This is a genomic window from Deefgea rivuli DSM 18356 (assembly GCF_000620145.1).
Classification (GTDB): domain Bacteria; phylum Pseudomonadota; class Gammaproteobacteria; order Burkholderiales; family Chitinibacteraceae; genus Deefgea; species Deefgea rivuli.
This window is the reverse complement of record NZ_KK211081.1, coordinates 311134-335862: the sequence shown is the minus strand read 5'-3', so window position 1 is coordinate 335862 and position 24729 is coordinate 311134. Positions and strand designations below refer to the sequence as shown.

Here is a 24729-nt window from a genome sequence, read left to right as displayed (position 1 = left end):
ATCCGCGTGCACAAATCAAGATTTGCACACACGACTTGACTGTGTCGTAATTAATTCGTCAAACTGGTATAAGATTGCATTGTATTTATCCATTCCACCATTTAATTTATTGGAACAAGCATATGAAAAAAAGTCTAATTTGTGGCACAGCCTTATTGGTAGCTTTGTCTTTTCCTGTTTTAGCCGCTCCGACTGAAGATGCGCTGGTGGCAACTGCACCTGGTGCGGTGGTTTTGGCTGACTCAATCAAAGCAGCAGGTACTATCTCTGCAATTGATGCGGCAACACGCACCATCACATTGAAAAATGCTGAAGGCAAAACCTTTAGTTTTGTGGCTGGCGAGAAAGTGAAGAACTTTGATAAGTTCAAAGTCGGCGATAAAGTCAGTGCAGAATACTTGCAGGTAGTGACCGTTGAATTACTCAAAAATGATTCACAAGTCCGCAGCCGCGTCATTGAAACGGATGGCGTAAAAGCAAAATCTGCAAAAGCCGGTGGTGCATTTGGCGAAAAATTGACTTTGGTGGGTAATGTACTGTCCGTCGACAAGAAAAACAGCAAAGTGCGCGTGCAAGGTGTTGAGCATACGGTGAATTTGAAAGTGAATGATCCAGAGCAATTGAAATTGATCAAAAAAGGCGATCAAGTCAAAGCAACTTACACGCAAGCCTTTGCAATGATGGTGACTGCAGCGAAGTAAGCTGAGCAATTGCAAACGTTTCGACCAAAGCCCCGCACTTCGGGGCTTTTTCATGGCTAGCACATAGGTTAATGAAATGCAGCCCAATGTTTACCGCGATTGTTGGGCTTCGCCAGCTCTGCGCCAACCTACAGATACAACTTCCGCTCAGGGTCGGGTGCTGCCACTGGAAGCAGTGTCTAAGTGCATGAGAAGGTGCGGCTAAATGATTAAGGCAACTCCCTCCTTCACGAAAAACAAGCAAAGTTCGGCAAATGTTAGGTCTTGCTAGGTTTTTTAGCTTCAAACCATAACAAAAGCTAACATCCACGAAAAAAGCCACCGTTTCCAGTGGCTCGCTCAACCATAAGTTTTATTAAGTAGTTAATCTCGCGCATGTATTGCGTCTACTATTTCAAGTAACCCGCTTGTGCTTTGGTCGTTTATAGCTTGCACCCAGTATCAATCGCTCTAAAACTCGGCCTGTGCATTCGTTCGGCTGTCTCTCATTAGCCAGCAAAGCATAAAGCTCACTCGATACCATCGCGCCAATATTCACAAAACCTTTTTGCTTCATGCGCTGGCGATAGCGTTTGATTCGTTCGCTATTAGTCGTCATCGTTCTTTTCTCCTACATCAGATAATCCAAACCCTACACAGGATAGGGTTCGATACTTTTGCATCTGCTGTCCGACCTGCTAGCACTCTGCTTGCAAGCTGCTATCAGCATCAACAAACCCTATAGGGTTTATGTCTTGGTAACTTGGCGTGTCATTAAGTTAACCAATGAAACTGGTTTTTTAGTTATCAGCGTCATACTCAAGGCATCGCATAACGTCGCTGGGTTTATCGCAATAGCTTCGTGAAGGGCAAAGCGTACATTCGGCTCGTTCTTGCGCCAGTGAGTAGCAAGGTTTGCAGGTAAGCCGACACAACGACGTTACTCTGCATTTTGACCGCAGCAAACCACGCAGGGAGCATTTCTTTTTGTAGGCAGTCGCTCTTAGTGCCATTGCTCGGCACTGCTTCACGCACTCGCTTGGCGCTGTGTGCATCGACAGGCGCAAGGCCAATATAGGGGCTACCATCTTCACCGCACCAATTCAAACAACCACGCAGCAAGCGAAAGCAACGGGCGGCACTAGAAGGGCGGGTTACGGTCTCTGTATCAAGCCACGCTTTGATTTTGTCGGCGTTCAAATCAATCAAACGGCAATCTAGTAGTGACACCAACGGCGCGGCCACGGTTTCGCCTTTGGTGCGTCGGTGCGGCTCTCCAGCCAATTGCACGGCGCGTAGATGGTCACGCAATGACAAATCGCTCCAGCGGTGTTTACGGGCGGCAATGTAGACGGGCCAAACGTCGCCCAAGGTGGTTTTTTGTAATTCGGTGAGCTGGTTTTGTTCGGCTTGCTCTGCCTTGAGCTTGGCAAGTTCGATTCTGTCTTTCTCGGCTTGCAGTGCGGCGGCGGCATCCGCTTGTGCTTTCTCAATACGCGGGTCAACTTTTTCGGCCACCTGAGCAATCAGCGCATCTGCTTTGCTTCGTGCATCTTCAATCGTAATGTCATTTACGGCACCGAGTGTGACGCGCATTGTTTTGCCGTTCACTCGACGCTCAAAAATAAACGACTTACTACCGCGTGTCGCTCGCACGGCCAAGCCGCGTGATTCGGTGTCGTAAAGGTAGCTTTGCTGCTTACCTTCTTCCAATTGAAAGTCTTGAATGCGGCCAGTGGTTAGTTTGATTCGTGCCATTGATTTTAGCTCCGTGTAGGCGCTGTGTAGGCACTATACGTCAATATCAATCAATTTACACGAAGGTATTATTTTTATGGTGTGTAGGCAAAGATGGATTTATGCCTTGTTTTATATGGTTTTTTGTTGGTTTTTATATTTTGGTCAATGTCGATAAATGTGGCTAGTAGGGTACTCATAATCCTTTGATCAACGGTTCAAGTCCGTGAAGGCCCACCAGTAAAATTAAGGACTTAGCAGAAATGCTAAGACCTTTTTTTGTTCAAATTCTCTGAGGTACTTTGTAGAATTCACCTATGGATTTAGAAACGATGCAAGGCCGTCGAAGAAGTACAGGTTGAAATTAACCGTTTCTATGTTTACAGATGGCAACGTTGCTTATGTTGGCTGCTTAAATTTAATTGCATGTATTTTTAATACTGCTTGCATGGACTGCCAGCTTGGCGGAGTGATATCTTGTTGTTTTCGATCACAGAGAGAAATTGATGATGAACAAATTTAGCGCCCTTATTGAGTGTACGTGCGTGCGCGCCGTCGCTGATGGGCAGGAGGTTTCAAGATCATGAGGCAGTTATTAAATGCAAGTCGCTATTTGGTACTTGCCGCTGTAATGGGGTCACTTCTCTCGGCTATCGCTTTGTATGGTTATGCTCTTGTTGATACTGTGGTGGTTATCTTGCGGACGCTGAGCCCTGGCGATGTATCGTCTGCTGGTGCTAAGGGCTTGATGCTCGATTTCATTGAGATCTTTGACTTATTCCTTCTTGGCACCGTGATGCTTATTCTTGCCCTTGGACTTTATGAGCTTTTCATCGATTCAGATTTCAAAATGGCATCTCGATTGGAAATCCATACTTTTGAAGATCTCAAATGTTCTCTTGTTACGGTCGTTGTTGCGGTGATGGCGGTCACTTTTCTGGGGCAGATCATGAGCTGGAACGGGGAGACATCGCTGATTGAAATTGGCGTGCCCGTGGCGCTAGTTATCGGAGCTCTCAATATTTACTTATGGGTCGTAAAAAGTAAGAGATAGCGATTTGCTGCAGCGCTCATGCGATGCTTTGGGTTTATTGCTTAAAATTGCTGGAGCAGATTTATCATTCAAAAGCGCTCTATGGTTCATAGTTAGGAGACATAGATTAAAAAAAGACCTAGGCTCTAGGTCTTTTTTATTGTCGAGAAGCTGTATTGATCGGCTTTAAACCAATGGCGGGCCGCTTACATTGCTTCCAGCACAATCAGCAAATCATGTGCTTTCACTGCGCTGCCGCGTTTGACTAGAACTTCTTTGACTTTGGCGGCGTATTCAACGCGGATTGCGGTTTCCATTTTCATCGCTTCGATGGCGAGTAGCGTGTCGCCTTTTTCGAGGTGCTGGCCGACTTTGACCGCAATATTCACCACCATGCCCGGCATTGGCGCGCCGATGTGGGCGGGGTTGCCAGTTTCTGCGCGCTGATGGCTGGCGCGCGCCGTTACTCCGGCGGCTGTGCTGGCTGTTTTGGCGATATTAACGGTGCGAGGTTGGCCGTTGAGCTCGAAAAACAGCTTCACTTCGCCCTCGTTAGGCACGTCATTTTGACCTTGCAAGGTCATAATCAAGCCCTTGCCAGGCTCTAGTTCGGCAGTGGCTTCTTCGTGTTCGCTCAGACCATAGAAGAATACGGGTGTTGGCAATTTAGATACATTACCAAAGTGGCTTAGATGCTCGGCAAAATCACGGAAGACTTTGGGATACATCAGGTAGGAAGCCAGATCGGCATCGCTAATCTTGCGGCCAGTAGCTTTTTCGGCTTCAGCGCGAGTCGCTTCCAAATCGGCTGGTGGCAAATTCGCACCTGGGCGCTCGGTGAGCGGTTTCGCACCTTTAAGAATTTTGCGTTGTAGTGCGAGCGGGAAGCCATCAGGCGGCAGGCCAAGTTCACCTTTAAACAGTGAAATCACTGATTCGGGGAAATCAAAATCACGCTCCGCCGCTTCAACGTCGCTCATTGTTAAATCATTCAAGACCAGCCACAGCGCCATATCGCCAACGACTTTGGACGTCGGTGTCACTTTGACAATATCGCCAAACGCACGGTTCACATCGGCATACGCACGCGAGACTTCTGGCCAGCGCGAAGCCAAACCCGTCGCAATCGCTTGCTCGCGCAGATTGGTGTACTGGCCGCCGGGCATTTCGTGTTGATACACATCCGACGTACCTGCGCGCATATCGGCTTCGAAAGGCGAGTAATAGCGGCGCACGCCTTCCCAGTAGGTTGATAGCGATTTCATGTGTTTTAGATCGACGTGTGGCGCGCGTTCAGTCCCTTCCAGCGCGGCAACAATCGCGCCCAAATTCGGCTGCGAGGTGAGGCCGCTCATTGCATCGAGTGCGCCGTCAACCGCATCCACACCCGCTTCAATCGCGGCAAGCACACTGGCGGCCGAGATGCCGCTGGTGTCGTGCGTGTGGAAATGAATCGGCAAACCGGTTTCTTCTTTGAGCGCTTTGACCAAGGCCGCTGCGGCGCGTGGGCGGCAAATGCCGGCCATGTCTTTAATGCCTAAGACGTGCGCGCCGGCTTTTTCGAGTTCTTTGGCCATTTTGACGTAATAGGCCAAATTGTATTTGCTACGGCTCACATCAAATAAATCGCCGGTGTAGCAGATGGTGCCTTCGCAGACGCCACCGGCTTCGATGACCGCATCCATCGCGACGCGCATGTTTTCGACCCAGTTGAGCGAGTCAAACACACGGAAAATATCCACGCCATTGATCGCCGCTTGCTGCACAAAGTAGCGAACGACATTATCGGGGTAATTGGTGTAACCGACGGCGTTGGACGCGCGCAGCAGCATTTGGAATGGGATGTTCGGCACTGCGGCGCGTAAGTCGCGCAAGCGCTCGAACGGATCTTCTTTCAAAAAGCGCATCGCCACGTCAAACGTCGCGCCGCCCCAGCATTCCATCGACAATAAATTCGGTAGCAGGCGCGCATAATGCGGCGCGATTTTGACCATATCGTGCGTACGCATCCGCGTTGCAAACAGCGATTGATGCGCGTCGCGCATCGTCGTGTCGGTCAGCAAGACTTGCGGTTGCGCTTTCATCCAATCAGCAAAACCTTGCGCGCCGCGCTCGAGCAAAATGCTGCGCGTGCCTTGCGGAATATGCGTATCGAGGATGATTTTTGGCAGAATAGGTTCCGACAGCGGTAGTGCAGGGCGGGTACGACCTTGCATTTCAGGATTGCCGTTGACCACCACATTGCCAATAAAACGCAGCAGGCGCGAAGCGCGATCGCGGCGATGTGTGAATTTAAACAGCTCAGGCGTCAGATCAATAAAGCGGGTGATTGCTTCGCCGGACAAAAATTGCGGGTGACTGATGACGTTTTCAAGGAAGAGCAAATTGGTCGACAAGCCACGAATGCGGAATTCCCGCAGTGCGCGTTCCATGCGCTGCGAGGCTTCCAGCGGCGTGGATGCCCAAGCGGTGACTTTCACCAGTAGCGAATCGTAGTAAGGCGTAATCACGGCGCCCGGATACGCGGTACCCGCATCAAGGCGAATACCAAAACCGGCTGGGCTGCGATACGCCGTCAGGCGGCCATAATCCGGTACAAAGTTATTCTCTGGATCTTCGGTGGTCACGCGGCATTGAATCGCATGGCCAGACAGACGTAATTCGGACTGTGGCGGAACACCGGTTGACGGATCGGCGAGGCTAGCGCCAGCGGTGACGCGAATTTGCGCTTTAACAATGTCGATGCCGGTGACTTGCTCGGTAACGGTGTGTTCAACCTGAATACGCGGATTAACTTCAATAAAATAAAACTTGCCAGTATCGGCGTCCATCAAAAACTCTACGGTGCCTGCATGGCTATACCCCACTGCATTGCCAAGACGCAATGCGGCGTTGCAGAGTTCTTCACGGGTTTCGTCGGTGAGGTAGGGAGCAGGTGCGCGCTCGACGACTTTTTGATTGCGGCGCTGAATCGTGCAGTCGCGCTCAAATAAATGCACCAGATTGCCATGCGTATCGCCGAGCAATTGCACTTCAACGTGGCGCGCGCGGCGGACTAATTTCTCTAAATACACTTCATCATTACCAAACGCCGCCAGCGCTTCGCTGCGTGCGGTGACGATGCTGCCGGGTAAATCATCCGCTGTTTCAATGACGCGCATGCCACGGCCACCACCGCCCCAGCTTGCTTTGAGCATCAGCGGATAGCCAACGTCGCTTGCCATCGCCAAGCATTGCGCCATATCGCGTGGCAAAGGCAAGGTCGCTGGCATGACTGGCACACCAGCAGCCACTGCGGCATTACGTGCGGCGACTTTATTGCCCAAGGTGCGCATCACCGTTGGGCTTGGACCAATAAAGAGTATGCCTTCGCGGGCACAGGCTTCGGCAAAATCTGGGTTTTCTGATAGAAAGCCATAACCTGGGTGAATCGCATCGACGCCCGCCGTTTTGGCAATCCGCAAAATACTTTCAATATCTAAATAAGCCGCAATCGGGGTTTGGCCTTCGCCGACCATGTAGCTTTCATCGGCTTTAAAACGATGCAGCGCAAAACGGTCTTCGCGTGCATAAATCGCGACGGTAGCAATACCCATTTCAGAGGCGGCGCGCATCACACGGATGGCGATTTCAGAGCGGTTAGCGATCAGGATTTTGCGGATTTTTTTCATGGCTCACTCGGCAAACTTCAGGATGTGGTCTATTCTGCCGGAAAATAGTCAGCAAAAGGCTGCAAAGTGTAACTTTCGCTCAATTTTGTCAGAAAGAATGTTGCTTGTGGCAATGCGGGTTGTGAAAGGCGGTTTGCAGTAACTGAATTCATTGTGCAGGGAACGTGTGGGGCAATCCCACTGCATAATTGCAGCGGGCTCTGCCAACGTAATTAGCAGTAGTGAGAAGGCGGTCAGCGGCATGACTCAGAAGCACAGGACTAGGGCGACAAAAAACCGGATAATAGCGAGCAAATCACTATCAGCGCTATTTGAAGGAATTCCCCATGGAAATTAAGGTTAACTTTCTCGACAAGCTTCGCCTAGAAGCCAAGTTCGATGATTTCACGGTGATCGCCGATCAGCCGATTCGCTACAAAGGCGATGGCTCAGCGCCGGGGCCGTTCGATTATTTTCTGGCTTCATCGGCTTTGTGTGCGGCGTATTTTGTGAAGTTGTACTGTGAAACGCGCGGGATTTCGACCGAGCATATCCGCCTGTCGCAGAACAATATTGTTGACCCTGAAAACCGCTATCAGCAGATTTTTAAGATTCAAGTCGAGTTACCCGCCGATATTTCTGCCAAAGATAGACTCGGAATTTTGCGCTCGATTGAACGCTGCACGGTGAAAAAAGTCGTGCAAGCCGGCCCTGAGTTTGTCATTGAAGAAGTCGAGAATCTCGATGCTGATGCGCAAGCTTTGCTTACCTTAAATCCAGATGCAGATGCCGCCACGTATATCGTCGGCAAGGATTTGCCGCTGGAGCAAACTATCGCCAATATGTCGGCGCTGTTGGCCGATTTGGGCATGAAAATTGAAATCGCTTCGTGGCGCAATATTGTGCCAAACGTGTGGTCGCTGCATATTCGCGACGCGCATTCGCCGATGTGTTTCACCAACGGCAAAGGCGCGAGCAAAGAAAGCGCCTTGGCGTCGGCCTTGGGCGAGTTTATCGAGCGGATTAGTTGCAATTTCTTCTACGCCGGGCATTACTTTGGTGAAGACATTGCCAACGCCGAGTTTGTGCATCACCCGAGCGAGCACTGGTTTCAGCCAGGGCCGAACGGTGAATTACCGAGCGAAATCCTCGACGACTATTGCCTGCCTATTTTCAACCCCGATGACGAACTCTTGGGTACGCATCTGTTTGATACCAATTCGGGCAATACCCAGCGCGGCATTTGTTCCTTGCCGTTTGTTCGCCAATCCGATGGCGAAACGGTGTATTTTCCCAGCAATCTGATCGAAAACCTCTTCGTTAGCAATGGCATGAGCGCGGGTAATACGTTGGCTGAAGCGCAAGTGCAATGCTTGTCGGAAATTTTCGAGCGCGCCGTGAAGCGCGAAATTCTGGAAGGTGAAATCACGCTGCCCGATGTGCCACAAGACGTGTTGGCGAAATACCCAAGCATTGTAGCGGGGATTAAAGGTCTCGAAGAACAAGGCTTTCCGATTTTGGTCAAAGACGCATCGCTCGGTGGCCAATATCCGGTAGCGTGCGTGACGCTGATGAACCCGCGCACTGGCGGCGTATTTGCGTCGTTCGGCGCGCATCCGAGCTTGGAAGTCGCCATCGAGCGCAGCCTGACCGAGTTGCTGCAAGGCCGCAGTTTTGAAGGCATGAACGACTTGCCGCGCCCGACCTTGGAAAGCCAAGCCCTCACTGAGCCGAATAACTTTGTCGAGCATTTCATTGATTCCAGCGGCGTGGTGTCGTGGCGCTTTTTCAGCGCCAAAGCACAGTACGAGTTTGTGGAGTGGGATTTCTCAAGTCAGGGCGACAACGCGAATGTCAAAGAAGCTGCCGCCTTATTCGGCATTCTGGTCGACATCGGCAAAGAAGCCTATATGGCGGTGTACGAAGACTTGGGCGCGACGGCCTGCCGCATTTTGGTGCCGGGCTATTCAGAAATCTATCCGATCGATGATTTGGTTTGGGATAACACCAACAAAGCGCTGCTATTCCGTGCAGATATTTTGAACCTGCACAGCCTAAGCGACGTGCGCCTCGCCTCGCTGCTGGAGCGACTCGACGACAACGAGCTGGGCGATTATTCGGATATTTCCGATTTGATCGGCATTGATTTTGACGAGAATACCGTCTGGGGCCAGCTCACCGTGCTCGAACTCAAACTGCAAATTAATCTCGCGCTGCATCAATACCGCGAAGCCCACGAGCTCATTGGCGCGTTCTTGCAATACAACGACAACACGCTAGACCGCGTCTTGTTTTATCAAGCGCTGAATGTGGTGCTTGAAGTGGAAATGGACGATGAGCTGGAATTTGCCGACTTCGAGCACAACTTCCGCCGCATGTTTGGTAACGAGCGCATCGACGCAGTCATCGGCTCAATCGACGGCAGCGTGCGCTTTTACGGTTTAACGCCAACCAGCATTAAACTGGAAGGCCTAGATCGCCACCAGCGCGTCATCGACAGCTACAAAAAACTGCATGCGGCGCGGGCGAAGGCGGCAAAATCTAGTTAGTAGTCGGTTAATGTGAAAGTGTAGCTTTGTAGGTCGGGGCGCTGTGGTGTGTACCCGATTTGTCGGCTTTCCCCTTCGAGCCATGGCGTGTAGCCGACGCCTTGGTTTGAAGACCGACTTTACAAGACTCTGCTTTCATATTAATTAATCATGGGTATTTGTTTGTTGCCCTTATTAATAAAGGTCTAGGTTGATATACCCATTCCATCGTGGTGATATTCAGATTCCGTGTTGATGGTTTTAAGTGCCTGCGGCACGGTGTTTTGGAGTCGCAATCCGCGACGGGGACTCACTTTCTTGAACGGTCAAGAAAGTAAGCAAAGAAGCCGCCCCGGGCGCACATCGGTCCCCGATGCCCTCGCGTGGCGAAAGCCAAACGATAAGTCTTGTTTGTCTTTCTTCGTGCTCGGTGTGCTTGGACGGGGGTTTTAAGCCCAAGCTCAACGAGCGCGGCACAGCATCAACACCAAATCTGAACATCGCCTCCATCGTATGGCGTGCACATTTTTATGCTTGCTGATGTGAAACATCAACAGACTTTATTGTCTTTAAAAATGGGGGCTTGATTTTCTATCAGGCAACAAAAAACCCACTTCATCACTGAAGTGGGTTTTCGTCAGAAAATCCGAAGATTTATTCTGGTGCCCGGGGCCGGACTCGAACCGGCACACCTTGCGGCGGCGGATTTTGAGTCCGCTGCGTCTACCAATTCCGCCACCCGGGCAGGTGTCTGGTAAAGAGCCGCCATAATAGCGACTGCATTACAGTTTGACAAGCATTTCGTTAAATTTTTATGCTTGAGTGGCTTTTTTGAGTTCCAGCGCGCGCTCATACAGCGCATTACGCGGCGCTCCTGTGATCGCTTGCGCCAGCGCAACCGCTTGCTTGACAGGCAATTCAGCGACCAATGGCACTAAAACTTGATCGTGGGCATGGGCTTCGTCTTTCTCAGCGCGCGGTGCTGCGTTGACGACAACGACCGATTCACCTTTTTGCTGATTTGGATCATTTTTAATCCATTCGGCCAGCTCAGCCAAAGGGCCACGGCGGATGGTTTCGAAGGTTTTCGTGAGTTCGCGGCACAGCACGGCTTCACGCTCAGCACCAAAGACCTCGGCCATATCAGCAACACAATCGGCAATGCGATGCGGTGCTTCGTAAAACACAGTGATATAGGGTGAATCTTTTAGCGCTGTTAATTCGTCACAGCGTTGTTTGGTTTTCGGTGGTAAAAAGCCGTAGAACAGGCTATGCGCGCAAGTAAAACCACTGGCCGACAGCGCCGTAGTTAAAGCTGAAGCGCCAGGAATTGGAATGACCTTAAAGCCTGCGGCATGAACCGCAGCGGCCAAAACTGCGCCCGGATCAGAAACGGCTGGCGTGCCAGCATCGGAAACTTGGGCTACAGTTTCACCAGCAGCAAGGCGCGCAATCAGTTTTTCAGCCATCGCACGTTCATTGTGTTCGCGCACCGAGATCATTGGTGTTGTAATGCCGTATTGCTTGAGCAACTGACCCGTCACACGAGTATCTTCGGCGGCGATCACATCGGCGGCGTTAAGCACGGCGATGGCGCGAGCGGTCATGTCACCCCAATTTCCGATTGGCGTGGCAACCACATATAATGAAGACTTACTGACATGGATATCAGGGTTATGCACGCCAAATTTCTCCTTGCCCAGTTTTGGGCGGCTGTATCGTGGTTTCGCTTAGTAGCGATCTTAAGCGCCGTACTATACGGGGCGTTAGGCGTTACGACCACTACCGCGCAGGCAGAAGATGCCAGTGCCGTCGCCGAGGTAGCACCGACTAGTGGTTTGATGGCGCTGATTTTACCTTCGAAAGTAAAGTCGTTTAAAGCGGCGAGCGATACGATACGCGCTGGCGTGTTGGCGGGTGAGCGCGTGCATGGCGGAGCGGGAATTCCTTTGGTGCGTGTGTATCCAACGGATGATAAAGAAGAAAACATCGTTGCGGTGTATCAGCAAGCGGTTCAAGACGGCGCGCAGGTGGTGATTGGCCCTTTGACCAAATCAGCGATTAATTATTTATCTGATAGTACGGAACTGACCGTGCCGGTGTTGGCCTTAAATAGTTTTGATGAGACGACCTTGCAGCAAGCTAATTTATACAGCTTTAGTTTGTCGGTGGACGCGGAGGCCGCACAAGCGGCTCAGTTGATGCAGAAAAATCAACATTCACGTCCCCTTATCTTGCAAGTGAACGATGCGCTGAGCCAAAGAATGGCGCAGGGTTTTGTGCAGGAGTGGAAAAAAATAAATCAAAGCGATGTGGTCGTGATTACGGTGGCCGATGCACGTCGTGATGCGGCGCAATTGCGTGAACAGCTCAAACAAGAAAATGCCGATGCAATTTTTCTGGCGATGGATGGCAAAGCGGCGCGCTTAGTTCGTCCTTACTTAGGCAATGATTTTCCCGTTTATGGCACTAGCCAAATTGACGCGGGCCGCTTAGGACGTACTGCTCTGGTTGACTTGACGGGTATACGTTTCGTCGATATGCCCTGGGTAGGTATGCCAGACACCGATGGTTATGATTTGTATAATCGCACTCGCGCGACATCGAATGATTTGGAGCGACTATTTGCTTTTGGTGTCGATGCTTGGCGTGTGGCCGCGCAGTTGATAAAAGCCCCGAAAGATGAACAGCCGATCAACGGTGTAACAGGCGTATTAACCATAGGCAGCGATCACGTCGTGAAGCGGGACATGATGATGCGCACAATGAGCTTGGATAAATAATGAATCAGCTCGGTGTGGCGGCCGAGCAGCGCGCTGCTGATTTTCTGCTCACGCAGGGCTTAAAACTGATTACGCGCAATTGGCATTGCCGTTTTGGCGAAATCGATTTGATTTGCAAAGACGGTAAAACGCTGGTGTTTATTGAAGTTCGCTCACGTAGCAATTCACGTTTTGGTGGCGCAGTGAATAGCATTCATCGCGCGAAACAAGAAAAACTCATTCGCACCGCGCAAATGTATTTGCAAACCATTTCGCCGGTGCCGCCGTGTCGATTTGATGCAATTTGTATTGATGGGGAAAACTTGCAGTGGCTCAAGGATTGTATCCAAGCTAATTAGCCCCATATCAAGCTAATACAAGCAATCTAAAATAGCCCTCGCTGGGTTTGACAGCTTAGGGCTAAATGTTTATCGACTCACAGTAGTCAGAATTAGTGCGCTATGCGCACGCTAGTAAAAAAGGAAAACCCATGGATTTGATACAACGCGTGCAGCAACATTTTGTAGAAAGTATCGAAGCTAAGCAGTTGGCTATGGGCGCTTTGTCGCCAGCGATTGTGATTGCCGCAGAAAAAGTCGTGCAATCCTTGATTGCCGACGGCAAAATTTTGGCGTGTGGCAATGGCGGTTCGGCCGCCGATGCACAGCATTTTGCCGCCGAAATGGTCGGCCGCTTTGAGCGTGAACGCCCAGGTTTGCCGGCGATTGCGTTGACGACCGATTCATCGGCGCTCACTGCGATTGCCAACGATTACGATTTTGATTTGATTTTCTCCAAGCAAGTTCATGCACTGGGCCGTGCTGGTGATATTTTGGTGGCGATTTCTACATCGGGTAATTCAGCCAATGTGATCTCAGCGATTCACGCCGCGCACGATAGGCATATGACGGTGATTGCATTGACCGGCCGTGATGGCGGACAAATCGCTGATTTGCTGACTGGCGACGACGTGCATTTATGCGTGCCGCACCCACGTACTGCGCGTATCCAAGAAGTGCATATCACGTCGATTCATGCGCTATGCGATGCAGTGGACTTTATGCTGCTTGGGGGCGATTAATGAAGCGCGCGGTGGTGATTTCAGCCTTGCTGCTCAGCATGGGTTTATCGGCGTGCGTGCCTTTGGTCGTCGTGGGTGGTGTAGCGGTTGGCGCATGGATCGGCTCTGATCCGCGCAAAACCATGCTGATTAAAAGCGATACTGATTTAGCCGCTAATATCAGCGCCAAAATTATCGATCAATGGAAAGAACTCGCGCACGTTAATGTCGATACCTTTAATGGTGCGGTATTGCTGACGGGTGAGCTGCCAAGCGCCGAGGCGCAGCAAAAAGCCACTGAAATCGCTAAAAGCTTCCCGCAGACACGCAAGGTGCATAACGAAACCGTCGTTGGGCCTAAGTCGAGTGCGATAGATCGGATGAATGATTCTCAGCTCACCACGCGAGTGAAAAGCGCGGTCTTGCTGGAAGTCAAAGACGGCGCGAGCGTGCATGTGCAAGTAGTGACTGAACGTGGCGTCGTGTATTTACTGGGCGTGGCCAGCCCAGAAATTGGCAATCAAATCGCCAATATTGCCGCATCGGTGTCGGGCGTGAAGCAAGTGGTGAAGCTGATTGAGCCAACGCTCGTTGGGCAGTAAATTTCAAATGTAAGTTCCTCCTCTTTTCGCTGCGTAATACCAGCGAGAAGGGGAAGAAAAGTTCTTAATCAAATTAATGAAGATTTATCAATTTTAGGCCATGTTCAGATTACGTGTTGATGGTTTTAAGTGCCTGCGGCACGTGTTTTACAGTCGCAATCCGCGACGGGGACTTACTTTCTTGAACGGCCAAGAAAGTAAGCAAAGAAGCCGCCCCGGGCGCACCCCGCTCCGCGGTTCCCTCGCGTGGCGAAAGCCAAACGATAAAGCTGTTTGTCTTTCTTCGTGCTCGGTGTGCTTGGACGGGGGTTTAAAGCCCCAGCTCAACGAGCGTGGCACAGCATCAACACCAAATCTGAACATGGCCTAATTTTATTGGGTATGTGGATATAGGCTTTTATTAATAAGACTTATATTTATATACCTACTTAAACAATGCTTTTTGCTGCGTTAATAAATCTTGCAATATCACCTGCATAATCAAAGGCTGAGCGCTGGCGATGGGGTGCAGTTGATCGGCTTGAAAGAGCGCATTGTTTTGAATGATCGGCGCAAGCAAAAATGGCGTGAGGCTGGTTTTGTATTGCTTGGCCAGCGCTGGATACGTTGCGGCAAACGCTTTGGTGTAGGGCAGGCCATAATTGGGCGGCATTTGCATGCCGACTAAATGCACTTTACTCCCCGCCGCTTGAGCGGTGCTGATGATTTTTGCCAGATTATTTTGTAACTCTTGAGTGGGTAGGCCGCGCAGACCGTCATTTGCACCCAAGGCGACAATCACCAGCTGCGCTGGATATTTTTTGCTAATCGCCGCAAAACGCGAACGGCCACCTGCGCTGGTTTCGCCGGACAAACTGGCATTGATCACGCTAAAATTTTTGCCACGACGTTTGAGTTCAGCTTCAAGCAGTACCGGCCAAGCTTGCTCGGCCTTGATGCCGTAACCGGCGGAAAGGCTGTCGCCAAAGACTAAAATCGTCGGCGGATTGACGGCGTGAACCATGCCGCTGAGCAGGCTGATTAAAGCCAGCCTTAACCAACCTTGCCACTGGATAATCGATTTCATGAATTCCCCTATTCAAACACCTTCGATTCAAACGCCCGCCATTATTCAGGTTCAGCAACTGACAAAAACAGTGCCAACGAGCACCGGGCCGCTCACCATTCTGCACGATTTAAGTTTTAGTGTCGCCACGAACGCAAGCTTGGCGGTGGTGGGTAGCTCTGGCTCGGGTAAATCCACCTTGCTGGCGCTGTTGGCGGGTTTGGATGTGGCCAGTAGTGGTGATGTGTTGTTGGCAGACACTGCGCTCAGTGGACTGAATGAAGATGGTCGCGCACGTTTGCGTGGTGCTTTGGCGGGATTCGTTTTTCAATCCTTTCAATTATTGCCCGATTTAAGCGCGCTAGAAAACGTTATGCTGCCGCTCGAATTAGCTGGGCGCACTGATTCAGCAGAGCTGGCTGCGCATTGGCTAGAGCGAGTCGGTTTGGCGGCGCGGATTAAACACACGCCACGGCAATTGTCGGGCGGCGAGCAGCAGCGCGTTGCTTTAGCGCGAGCGTTTGCGCCAGGGCCGAAGATTTTGTTTGCCGATGAGCCAACGGGCAGTCTTGATTCGGCAACGGGCGAAATCATCGCTGACTTGCTATTCGATCTAAACCGCGAAGCAGGCACGACGCTGGTGTTGGTCACGCACGACGAAACCCTCGCCGCCCGCTGCCATTCTCGCCTGCGCCTCGCCGCTGGTGCGATGGTGTCTTACGACGTTTAAGGCGAGGGGATCACGAAAGGCACGAAAGAAATGCAAAAAGCACGAAAAAGAGAGGAAAGTAACGAGCGATAGGTTTGATGTTACTTAGGTTTTATTTCGTGTTTTTTGCCGTATTTTCGTGCCTTTCGTGATCCAAGTTTTTGACTCTAAAATATCTGCTGACAAAGGCCTCCCTGATGTGGAATCCATTAAAAATCACTTTGACCTTATTTCGCCGCAGCTTGGGGGCGGGTGAGTTTCGGACTTTGCTGTTGGCACTGACAATAGCGATTGCAGCGCTGGCCAGTGTTGGTTCGATCAGCGAGCGGGTGCAGGGGCTGTTGCTGGGGCAGGCGAATCAACTGCTCGCGGCGGATCGGGTGCTGATATCGGACCACGCGATTGATCCGGCGCTGAGCACATTGGCCAGCGTGCAAGGTTTGCAGCAGGCAACAACGGCGACATTCCCGTCGATGGCGTCATTTGGTGAGCAGACCACGTTGGCCTCAGTGAAAGCAGTCAGTGATCGCTATCCGCTGCGCGGTGATTTGCTGCTGCAAGGCGGGAAGCGAGTGAGTGCGCCGCCTGCAGGGCAAGTGTTTATTGATACGCGTTTGCAAGCCATGCTGGGTATTGCCGTGGGGAGCAGTATTAATCTAGGCCAGCTGCAATTACGGGTTGCAGGTATTTTGCAGCGCGAGCCGGATGCGGCGTTTGATTTCTCTAGCCTGCAACCGCGGCTGTTAATGAATCAAGCTGATTTGGCGGCGAGCGGTTTATTGGGTTTTGGTAGCCGCGTGAAATATCGGCTGATGCTGGCAGGGGATGACGCGAAATTAGCGGTGTGGCAAAGCCAAGTAACGCTGGCGCGCGGTCAGCAACTGGAAAACGTTCGCGATGCACGCCCCGAGCTTAAAGACGCGTTAGATCGCGCCAGCCGATTTTTGCAAATGGCGGCATTGCTGGCGGGTTGTTTAGCGGCGGTGGCGATGGTGTTGGCTGCGCGGCGTTTTGCGTTGCGGCATTTTGATACGGTGGCTTTGTTGCGTACTTTTGGCGCGACGCGAATGCAAGTGCGGTCGATTTTATTGGCGCAACTGGTGCTGGTGGCGGCTTTAGCGGCGCTGCTCGGCGGCGCACTGGCTTGGTTGGCTGAAACCATTTTGATCGCCGCGCTGAAATCTAGCTTGCCGCAAGCTTTGCCAGCTGGCTCGGTATGGTCGTGGTTGCTGGCTGCGGCCTTGGGTTTGGTCTTGCTGCTGGGGAGTGCGGGACCGATTTTAATGGCGCTGGCCGATACGCCGCCGCTGCGCGTGTTGCGGCGCGAGATTGAGCCAAACGCCAAAGTCGGCGTTCAATGGGCGGTAACGGGCGGCTTAATGTTGGGCTTGCTGTACGCCATCGCACAAGATTTGAAATTGGCAGCGATGGTGGGGGCGGGTGTGCTGGCTGCGCTGTTATTGTCAGGCGGCGTGGGTCTGCTGATTTTGCATGGCTTGCAGCGGATTTTGCCGGGGGCAACGGCGAAAATCGCTTTACGTGCTTTGCTGCGCCAACGCGGCTTGGTCGTCGCGCAATTGGGTGCGCTGGCATTGGGCTTGATGGGCATTGCGCTACTCACCGTCGTGCAACACGATTTACTCAGCGCGTGGCAGCGGCAAATTCCGGCCAATGCGCCGAATCATTTTGCGGTGAATATTCAGCCCGAGCAGCGGGAGGATGTAGCGGCGCAATTTGTGCAGCATGAACTGGCTGTACCTACTTTGTCGCCGATGATACGTGGGCGCTGGCAGGCCAAAAATGGTGTAGCGGTGAATCCCGAAAGCTACACCGAGCCGCGCGCACAGCGTTTGGCTGAGCGGGAGTTTAATCTGAGCATCTCCAATGACATCGCTGGTGGTGCGTCAGGGCAAGGCGATGTATCGGGGCAAGGGCATATTGTCGCTGGCGTGCCGCTGCGTAGTGATGTGCCAGGCTGGTCAGTCGAAGAAGGTTTAGCGAAGACCTTGGGTATTACCATCGGGGATAAGCTCACCTTTGATGTGGCGGGTATACCCCTCTCAGCACCTGTGATGAACTTGCGTAAAGTGGCGTGGGAATCGTTCAGAGTTAATTTCTTTGTTACTGGCAGCGAGGCATTGATGCGCGAACAGCCGACCAGTTGGATTAGTAGTTTTTATTTGCCGCGTGAGCTGAGCAATGCGCCGCAGTTTATCGCGAGCTGGGTGAAGGCAATGCCGAATATCACCGTCATCGACGTTGGCCAAGTGCTGGCCGAGGTGCAACGTGTGATTACGCTGGCCAGCTCGGCGCTGCGTTTGGTGCTGGTGCTGTGCGTGTTGGCGGGTTTGACGGTGTTGGTTGCTGCGCTCGATACGATGGAGGCTGAACGGCGGCGCGAAGCTGCGATTATGCGCGCACTGGGCGCAACATCAAGCCGATTGGCGTCGGTCTGGTGGCTAGAAAGTCTGTTGATTGGTGCGATTGCTGGGCTGATTGCCGGCGTTTGCGCCAGTGCAACGGGTTGGTGGTTGGCGACGTACTTACTCAATCTACCAATGAGCGTGAACTGGGCGTTGCCGCTGTATGCTATGTTGGCAGGCATGCTACTGGCCGCACTCACGGTATGGCGACGCCTGCGCGTTTTGGCGATGACGACGCCGTTGATGTTGTTGAAGGATTGATGATTCATCTTCTAAATAAGCTAATTTCTCTTAAAGGAAGCAACTCAAAGTGTTCACTAATGGGTACTACATCACGGCCGAATTGCGTGTAAAAGATGCCAGCCAAATTACTGTGGCAAAGCAAGCACTCACTACTCTTTGTGAAAAAACCCTTACTGAAAAGGGTTGTTCAATTTTTACATTACATCAAGACCAAACGATAGCGACTCGTTTTTTGCTTTGGGAGCGTTTCGATGATGAGGCGGCGTTTAAACTGCATTTTGAAATGCCCCACACAAAAGAATACATTTCGCTCAATTTGACCGAAGTGGTTCAGTTTTTCCAAACCAATACGCTTTAGCAAGCGATTCAACTGCACTGACCGAATAGATTAAACCCCTCGATTGTTTGCGCCAACGCAAAACTTGAGGCGTTTGACTGGTGCATGCTCCACCACATATGAGATGTGTTCAGGGGTGGGGCTATGTTTATCGTCGATCAAGGGCCAGTGGTTCGCTTGTGTCAGCAGTATTTGGGGGGCGCACCCAATGAAATCGAAAAAATAACCGGTTTTTACGCCGATGTGTTTCTCGTTCGCATCGGCCGATTGCGTGCTGTGCTCAAATGCTATCGCCTACCTGGACAGGCGCAGCAAGAGGCTGACGGCCTTGACGTTTTGCGGCAGTATAGCCATGGGGTCATTGTCGCTGAAGTGATTGCAGTGCATACCCCTGGTGAAATGGGTGAGGCTTTGTTGATGACTTATGTGCCCGGTATTCCGGCCAGCCATGCGTTGGAATCTCCCGTGTCGATTGATCGTTTTGCGGATGAATGTACCGATTTATTGCTGAACTGGCATTCGGTGACGCGGCCAACGGGATTTAGTGATTTGGATGGCGCTGAATACGCCGATTTTGCCAGTAGTTATCGTGTTTTCTTGGCGAATCGAGTGATGTGGTTGCAAAGCAGTTTGGCAGCACAACGCTTAGGTTTGAATTTGCGTGAGCGGATTATTGGATTGGCGGGACAGTTCGATTTGCTACCCGTTTCGGCTGATACTTTGCCGACATTGATTCACGATGATTGTCATGCGGCTAATTTTTTGGTGGATCCAGATTCGCAGCGGCTGTGTGGTGTAATTGACCCTTGCCATGCACGTTTTGCGCATCGGGATTTGGATTTATTCCATCTGCCAGATGTCCGCCCCGATTTCAAATTACTACAAACTTATTTGGCCAAAGCGCCGCAAGACGATGGTTTGCAAACACGTTTGGCGTATTTCAGCCTGTTTGACGATATCAAGCACGCAGCGGCGACGCATTGGGATGATGAAGAATGGTTGTGGCGGAAAATTGATAAACTTGAGACCCGATTGGCACAAGCCCCCAAGGTGATTGCATAGTGAATTTGGGCTTCGATGTTTAGATCTGAGACATAAAAAATCCCTCAATTGAATTGAGGGATTTTTTATATCGAGTGGTGCTTTTAATCGTTTTAGTCGATGATTTTCCAGGATTTATCAGGGTTAAAGCTAGTCATTTTTTGCGCCATTTTAGCGCTGTCTTTGCCCAGATTACGTTGATAAATTGTGCCATCCTGATTGCTAATAAAGCTCATCACGCCTGAATTGCCATAGTTTGCCGGCCACGCGACAATGGCAAACCCACCGAACATTTTGCCGTTTTCTACGTATTGATACGCGCCACCTGCAGCTGCGGGGCCTTGCTGTTTCAGGATCTTAAAGTGATAGCCATGATAGGGCGAATTGGCTTTGGCGTAGCCTTCTTTGGCTGCACTGGCAAAGAAGGGGCCGAGTGGGCTTTCTTTACCTGAGTTAGCAGGCCAATACAGGCCATCGCGGCGATCTGGTGAGCTGGCAAATCGATCGGCGTAATGTAGCAATGCATTGCCTTCGGGCTGCATCAAATAATATTCACGCTGCGCAGCGGCATAGCTCTTGATGGCTTCGATGGTGCTCAGTTCATTCAGCCCAATCCGTCGAGTCAGCAGCTCTGCGCGCCCAGCTTGAAGATCAAATTCCCATTGCTTGTTTTTACGCACCAAAGGAATCGCGAACGGGTTTTGCTCGCTGCCAATTTCTAATATTTTGCGTTGTTCAGAAACGGCAGTCCATTGATGCGCTTCGCGGTATTGATTTGCAAATGCGCTGTAGCTATTGGCATCGGCCACTGGATCGCCAGAACGAATCAGATCAAGGCTGTTTTTGCCAAATAGCTGTTGTAGCGCTTTGCTGTCTTTGTGTTCTGCCGCTTGCAATAGCGCTTCACCAGCGGCTTCTGGGCTGGCAAATTGCTGCGCAGCCATCACTGATTGATGAAGTGAAAAGGCTAAAATGGCTAAATATTTAAGTTTCATCGCATGACTCCTTATCGACGGCCGCCGCCAGAGCGGGTAGGGCGCGACATACTGCGCTGTGAACTGGCTCCGCGGGTACTCGCGGCTCGATTAACTTGCCCGCGATCAGCGCCGCTAAACGCGTTATCCCGTGATGCTGCTGAACGATTGTTATCGTATGTCGGTTTAGAGGGACGATTCATATCGCGGCTGCCATGATCGGCTTGACCGCTTCGATCTGCGGCTCGGTCTGACGTGTTGGCACGATCACGTTGCCCGCTTTGATCTTTGGCGCGATTACTGATTTCGCTGCGATCTGCGTCTTTGAGCTGGTTTTGTACTGAGCTACGATCCACATTTTTCAAATCGCCACGTGATGCATCGGCTTTGCCACGGAAGTCATCGCGCTGCTGATCGCGTGTACCTGCACTTGGTCGGTATTGGTCACGTGTTTTGTTATCGCGATATTCAACGCCACGGCGATGTTCGGGATTGTGATTCCATTTGTTGCCATTACCACGGTCGTAATGCTCTACACGATTAAAGTTGTTGTAGCGGTCAATATCAATATTGACGTCGTTGCCGCCCCAGTTGCTATTGCCCCAGAGCGCAGCGCCAAAAATAATCCCAGTCGTAAAACCAAAGGCCGCACCGCCATAAGGATAAGCTGGTGGATACCAGTAATAAGGTGTGTAGTAGGGGTATGGCCATGTACCGTAAACTACGGTTGGGTTGTAAACAGGTACATAGATAGTTTCAGTTTGAGGCTCAATTTTGTAAATCGTTGTTGAGCCGCTACTTGCGGCTTCGGTGCTGACTTTTTGTTCTTTACTGGTTTTTAGATTGCCCTCTGCATCGGCTTTGGCGCGCAAACGTTGGCTGGCTTCCATGACGTCTTTTTGCTGCGCTAAAAAGGCATCACCGAGTTTTTGCGTCCAATCGATTTTGTCGTTCATCATCTGCAACACATCAGGGAAAACCGTGAGCGATTTCACCGCAGGATCCCAGGTTTGCTTTTGCAATGCATCTTCGAGCGCTTTATCTTTCAGTTTCGGATTATCTTTGCGCCAGCGCGCTGCTTGCACCACTTCCAGCGGATAAGTTGAGGCCATTAGCACTTGCGCCAATAAAGCATCGGGATAGAGTGCAATCGGCGCGACTAATTGCTCGATTTCTTGCTGGCTAAACGTCGCAGCGGCAGTGCTTGCTGTGGTATTTGCTGCTTGCACTGCAGTGCTAAGGAGCAGCAATGGTGATGTGATGAGCGCTGCTGAGATAAATAGGGATTGCATTAAACGGGGCATACGAGCTCCTTCTTAAATTGCATAGCGTTCACTGAGTGTGACGCGTCCATGCCAAAATGCCTATGTAATTATACATAGGCCATCATTCTCTGATGTCTACTTGATTTGATAATGCAGCAAATTTGATACCCAAGCAGCAATACATGGCTTTTATCTAGAGTGGGCTGAGGCGAATATTGAGCCGAGAGAAAAGCATTTTTCAGTGCTTAGTTTTAAACTCGATTGCGGCGTTTGGGTTCACTAAAATGCAAAAACCGAGAATAAATATCGCGTGGTGGCGCAATTGAAATTTGCGCCATAATCCGCCCGACTGCGCCGCGATGGTAGCCACCATGCGTGATGATATGCGCCAAAATTTCTTCGCGCGACATGCGGCCTAAGTCGCCATCGACAAAAGTAAATTTCAGCATTTCACTCAATTGCTCTGTATTTAGTGCCGCAATATATTCTAGATACCAGTTATCGCAAGCTTGCACGTCGTGATAAAGCGCCGCCAATGTGGGCGTGGCCTTTGTGTTTGTATTGGAATAATCGTGGGGAATGCCTTGCAGCTGCGCAGCGAAAATACGGTCGACGACGTAAATATGATTCAGGATCCTAAGCGTCGCATGCAGCTGCTCATGCTGCGAATCAGGATCCAAAGCTTGTAGCGCCTGAAACAGCTCGTGATTAGCCCAAGCTTTGTATTCAAATAGCGAAAGCAGTAGCGTGCTCATGGTTCACTCAGAAAAAAGGCGGGATTAATCTGAGTGTAAGGGTTTTAAGTGCTGGTGGCGATTAGGCGCCGTTTAAAACCGCCAAAAATGCATCACCATATTTATCCAGCTTGCGATCACCCACGCCAGAGATTTTCGATAATTCATAATGATCGCGTGGATGGTGGCGGATCATTTCTTTCAGCGTAGCATCGCCAAACACATGGTAGGCGGGTACGTCTTGATCGTCGGCCAGCTGCTTGCGCAAACGGCGTAGCGCTTGCCACAAGGCCAGTTCTTGCGGATTGGCAAAGTCGTTGTCTTTGTCTTTGTAATTGAATTTTTCGGTGCGTTCACGCAAATACAGCGGTGTTTCGCCTTTTAAATAAGGCCGAGCCGCGTCGGTCAGTTGCAGGCCGCCATGGCCATCCGGTGATAACTGCAATGCGCCGCGCACCAAGAGTTGGCGGAAAATCGCGCGCCAGCTGGCTTCATCTACGTCTTTGCCAATGCCAAACGTCGTGATTTTATCGTGTAGATGCTCTTTCACTTTGGGCGTGGTTTTTCCGCGCAGCACATCGACTAGCTGCCCAACGCCAAATCGGTTCCCAGTGCGATACACGCAAGATAAGGCTTTTTGCGCGGCGGCGCTCATTTCAACCAGTTTGGGCGGATGCAGGCAATTATCGCAATTGCCGCAAGCTGTGGTGGTTTCGCCAAAGTAGGCGAGCAAAGTTTGTCGACGGCAAGCGGTGCCTTCAACCAAGCCGAGCATAGCGTCGAGCTTTTGTCGCTCAACACGTTTTTGCTCATCGCTACTGCCGCCTTGCTCTATCATTTGCGCCAGCAGCATCACGTCGTTGAGGCCATACGCCAGCCAGGTATTTGCTGGCAGACCATCACGTCCAGCGCGGCCAGTTTCTTGGTAGTAATTTTCTATGCTTTTGGGCATGTCCAAATGTGCGACAAAGCGCACATCAGGTTTATTAATTCCCATGCCAAACGCAATCGTCGCGACCATCACCACGCCTTCTTCGCGCAGAAACACTTGCTGGTTTTTGGCACGCACGCCTGCGTCTAGCCCGGCATGATAGGGCAGGGCGCGGATTTCTTTTTCCCGCAACCAAGCGGCGGTGTCTTCAACTTTTTTACGCGAGAGGCAATACACAATGCCAGAATCTCGCTCGTGTTCGCGGCGGATAAAGGTCAGTAATTGATCGCGGGCGGTTTTCTTTTCGACAATGCTGTAACGCAGATTGGGGCGATCAAAGCTGGAAACGTATTGCTGCGCGCGTTCCAGCCGCAGCCGCGTAATCATTTCTTGCCGCGTGGCGTGATCCGCAGTGGCCGTTAGCGCAATGCGCGGTACATCTGGAAAATCATCGGCGAGCACTGACAGCGCAAGGTACTCAGGGCGGAAGTCATGACCCCATTGCGATACGCAATGCGCTTCATCAATCGCAAACAGCGCAATCGGTGATTGGCGCAGTAGCGATTGAAAGCGAATCGTCGTTAGCCGTTCGGGCGCAACGTAGAGTAATTTCAATTCGCCAGCGACAAAAGCCCGTTCCACTTCGCGCGCTTCGTTCGCGTCTAGCGTTGAATTAAGGAATGCAGCAGCCACGCCGAGTTCTTGTAGCGCTTCAACTTGATCTTGCATTAGTGCAATCAGCGGCGAAACAACGACGCCGCAGCCGTTTCGTACTAGCGCAGGGATTTGATAACACAGCGATTTACCGCCACCCGTTGGCATTAAAACCAGCGCGTCGCCGCCAGCGCAAATATGGTCGACCACATCTCCTTGTTGACCACGAAAAGCGTGGTAACCAAAAGTGTGTTCAAGTATGTGGAGTGGGGTATTGAGCATCAGGGGAGCAATTGTACTCTGTTATGCGCGGTTCTAGCT

Annotated in this window: 20 protein-coding genes and 1 tRNA gene; 11 read left to right on the top strand and 10 right to left on the bottom strand. The window is 51.2% G+C overall.

What is annotated here, in order from left to right; all coding sequences use genetic code 11:
- The first annotated feature begins 122 nt into the window (after positions 1–122).
- Positions 123–701 carry a hypothetical protein gene (locus tag Q320_RS0111520; RefSeq protein WP_027469133.1) on the top strand — a complete coding sequence of 193 codons (579 nt, stop codon included), beginning with the start codon at positions 123–125 and terminating at the stop codon, positions 699–701.
- 394 nt (positions 702–1095) lie between these two features.
- On the opposite strand, the gene Q320_RS19585 is transcribed toward Q320_RS0111520, so the two are convergent.
- A complete protein-coding gene (locus Q320_RS19585) occupies positions 1096–1299 on the bottom strand; it encodes a hypothetical protein (protein WP_051534682.1) in 204 nt (67 codons plus the stop codon).
- Between the two features lie 227 nt (positions 1300–1526).
- Positions 1527–2438: an Arm DNA-binding domain-containing protein gene (locus Q320_RS19580; RefSeq protein ID WP_051534681.1), complete on the bottom strand. Its 912-nt coding sequence runs from the start codon at positions 2436–2438 to the stop codon at positions 1527–1529.
- 562 nt (positions 2439–3000) lie between these two features.
- Between Q320_RS19580 and Q320_RS0111505 the strand changes: the two genes are divergently transcribed.
- Positions 3001–3471, top strand: coding sequence for a YqhA family protein (locus Q320_RS0111505; protein ID WP_035853496.1), 471 nt, complete (start codon positions 3001–3003; stop codon positions 3469–3471).
- A 185-nt stretch (positions 3472–3656) separates the two neighbouring features.
- Here Q320_RS0111505 and Q320_RS0111500 read toward each other — a convergent pair whose 3' ends face one another.
- The gene (locus tag Q320_RS0111500; protein WP_027469131.1) at positions 3657–7121 is read right to left on the bottom strand and encodes a pyruvate carboxylase; all 3465 of its coding nucleotides are present in this window, start codon (positions 7119–7121) and stop codon (positions 3657–3659) included.
- A gap of 326 nt (positions 7122–7447) precedes the next feature.
- Between Q320_RS0111500 and Q320_RS0111495 the strand changes: the two genes are divergently transcribed.
- Entirely contained in the window at positions 7448–9649 is a 2202-nt protein-coding gene (locus Q320_RS0111495; RefSeq protein ID WP_027469130.1) for an OsmC domain/YcaO domain-containing protein, read from the top strand.
- 639 nt (positions 9650–10288) lie between these two features.
- Here Q320_RS0111495 and Q320_RS0111490 read toward each other — a convergent pair.
- Positions 10289–10373: transfer RNA gene (locus Q320_RS0111490), tRNA-Leu, on the bottom strand.
- Between the two features lie 67 nt (positions 10374–10440).
- The gene (gene rsmI / locus Q320_RS0111485) at positions 10441–11310 is read right to left on the bottom strand and encodes a 16S rRNA (cytidine(1402)-2'-O)-methyltransferase (protein WP_035853495.1); all 870 of its coding nucleotides are present in this window, start codon (positions 11308–11310) and stop codon (positions 10441–10443) included.
- On the opposite strand from rsmI, the gene Q320_RS0111480 reads away from it, so the two are divergent.
- From Q320_RS0111480 to Q320_RS0111465, 4 genes are all read left to right on the top strand, one after another.
- Positions 11305–12411, top strand: a complete 1107-nt coding sequence (locus Q320_RS0111480) for a penicillin-binding protein activator (protein ID WP_027469128.1) — start codon at positions 11305–11307, stop codon at positions 12409–12411. The two genes, rsmI and Q320_RS0111480, sit on opposite strands and share 6 nt — an antisense overlap.
- Positions 12411–12749, top strand: a complete 339-nt coding sequence (locus Q320_RS0111475; RefSeq protein WP_027469127.1) for a YraN family protein — start codon at positions 12411–12413, stop codon at positions 12747–12749. The genes Q320_RS0111480 and Q320_RS0111475 overlap by 1 nt, the downstream gene beginning before the upstream one ends.
- Positions 12750–12880: 131 nt before the next feature.
- Entirely contained in the window at positions 12881–13471 is a 591-nt protein-coding gene (locus Q320_RS0111470) for a phosphoheptose isomerase (RefSeq protein ID WP_027469126.1), read from the top strand.
- Positions 13471–14052, top strand: a complete 582-nt coding sequence (locus Q320_RS0111465) for a BON domain-containing protein (protein ID WP_027469125.1) — start codon at positions 13471–13473, stop codon at positions 14050–14052. Before Q320_RS0111470 ends, Q320_RS0111465 begins: the two co-directional genes overlap by 1 nt.
- 424 nt (positions 14053–14476) lie before the next feature.
- Here Q320_RS0111465 and Q320_RS0111460 read toward each other — a convergent pair whose 3' ends face one another.
- A complete protein-coding gene (locus Q320_RS0111460) occupies positions 14477–15118 on the bottom strand; it encodes an arylesterase (RefSeq protein ID WP_245591006.1) in 642 nt (213 codons plus the stop codon).
- Here Q320_RS0111460 and Q320_RS0111455 point away from each other — a divergent pair.
- The 4 genes from Q320_RS0111455 to Q320_RS20865 all read left to right on the top strand — a co-directional run bounded on the left by Q320_RS0111455 (position 15117) and on the right by Q320_RS20865 (position 19871).
- On the top strand, positions 15117–15827 hold the full coding sequence (locus tag Q320_RS0111455; RefSeq protein ID WP_051534680.1) for an ABC transporter ATP-binding protein: 711 nt from the start codon (positions 15117–15119) through the stop codon (positions 15825–15827). The genes Q320_RS0111460 and Q320_RS0111455 overlap by 2 nt on opposite strands.
- A gap of 176 nt (positions 15828–16003) precedes the next feature.
- Entirely contained in the window at positions 16004–18490 is a 2487-nt protein-coding gene (locus Q320_RS0111450; RefSeq protein WP_051534679.1) for an ABC transporter permease, read from the top strand.
- A gap of 49 nt (positions 18491–18539) precedes the next feature.
- Entirely contained in the window at positions 18540–18830 is a 291-nt protein-coding gene (locus tag Q320_RS0111445; protein WP_027469121.1) for a putative quinol monooxygenase, read from the top strand.
- Positions 18831–18953: 123 nt separating this feature from the next.
- Positions 18954–19871: a phosphotransferase gene (locus Q320_RS20865; RefSeq protein WP_027469120.1), complete on the top strand. Its 918-nt coding sequence runs from the start codon at positions 18954–18956 to the stop codon at positions 19869–19871.
- Positions 19872–19963: 92 nt separating this feature from the next.
- Here the strand turns inward: Q320_RS20865 and Q320_RS0111435 are convergent, their stop codons facing one another.
- From Q320_RS0111435 to recQ, 4 genes are all read right to left on the bottom strand, one after another.
- Entirely contained in the window at positions 19964–20845 is an 882-nt protein-coding gene (locus Q320_RS0111435; RefSeq protein WP_051534678.1) for a DUF2950 domain-containing protein, read from the bottom strand.
- An 11-nt stretch (positions 20846–20856) separates the two neighbouring features.
- Complete coding sequence (locus Q320_RS0111430) at positions 20857–22128, bottom strand: DUF3300 domain-containing protein (protein WP_051534677.1); 1272 nt, start codon at positions 22126–22128, stop codon at positions 20857–20859.
- Positions 22129–22340: 212 nt separating this feature from the next.
- Positions 22341–22844, bottom strand: coding sequence for a DinB family protein (locus tag Q320_RS0111425; protein WP_027469117.1), 504 nt, complete (start codon positions 22842–22844; stop codon positions 22341–22343).
- A gap of 61 nt (positions 22845–22905) precedes the next feature.
- Positions 22906–24690, bottom strand: a complete 1785-nt coding sequence (recQ, locus tag Q320_RS0111420; RefSeq protein ID WP_027469116.1) for a DNA helicase RecQ — start codon at positions 24688–24690, stop codon at positions 22906–22908.
- Positions 24691–24729 lie beyond the last annotated feature (39 nt).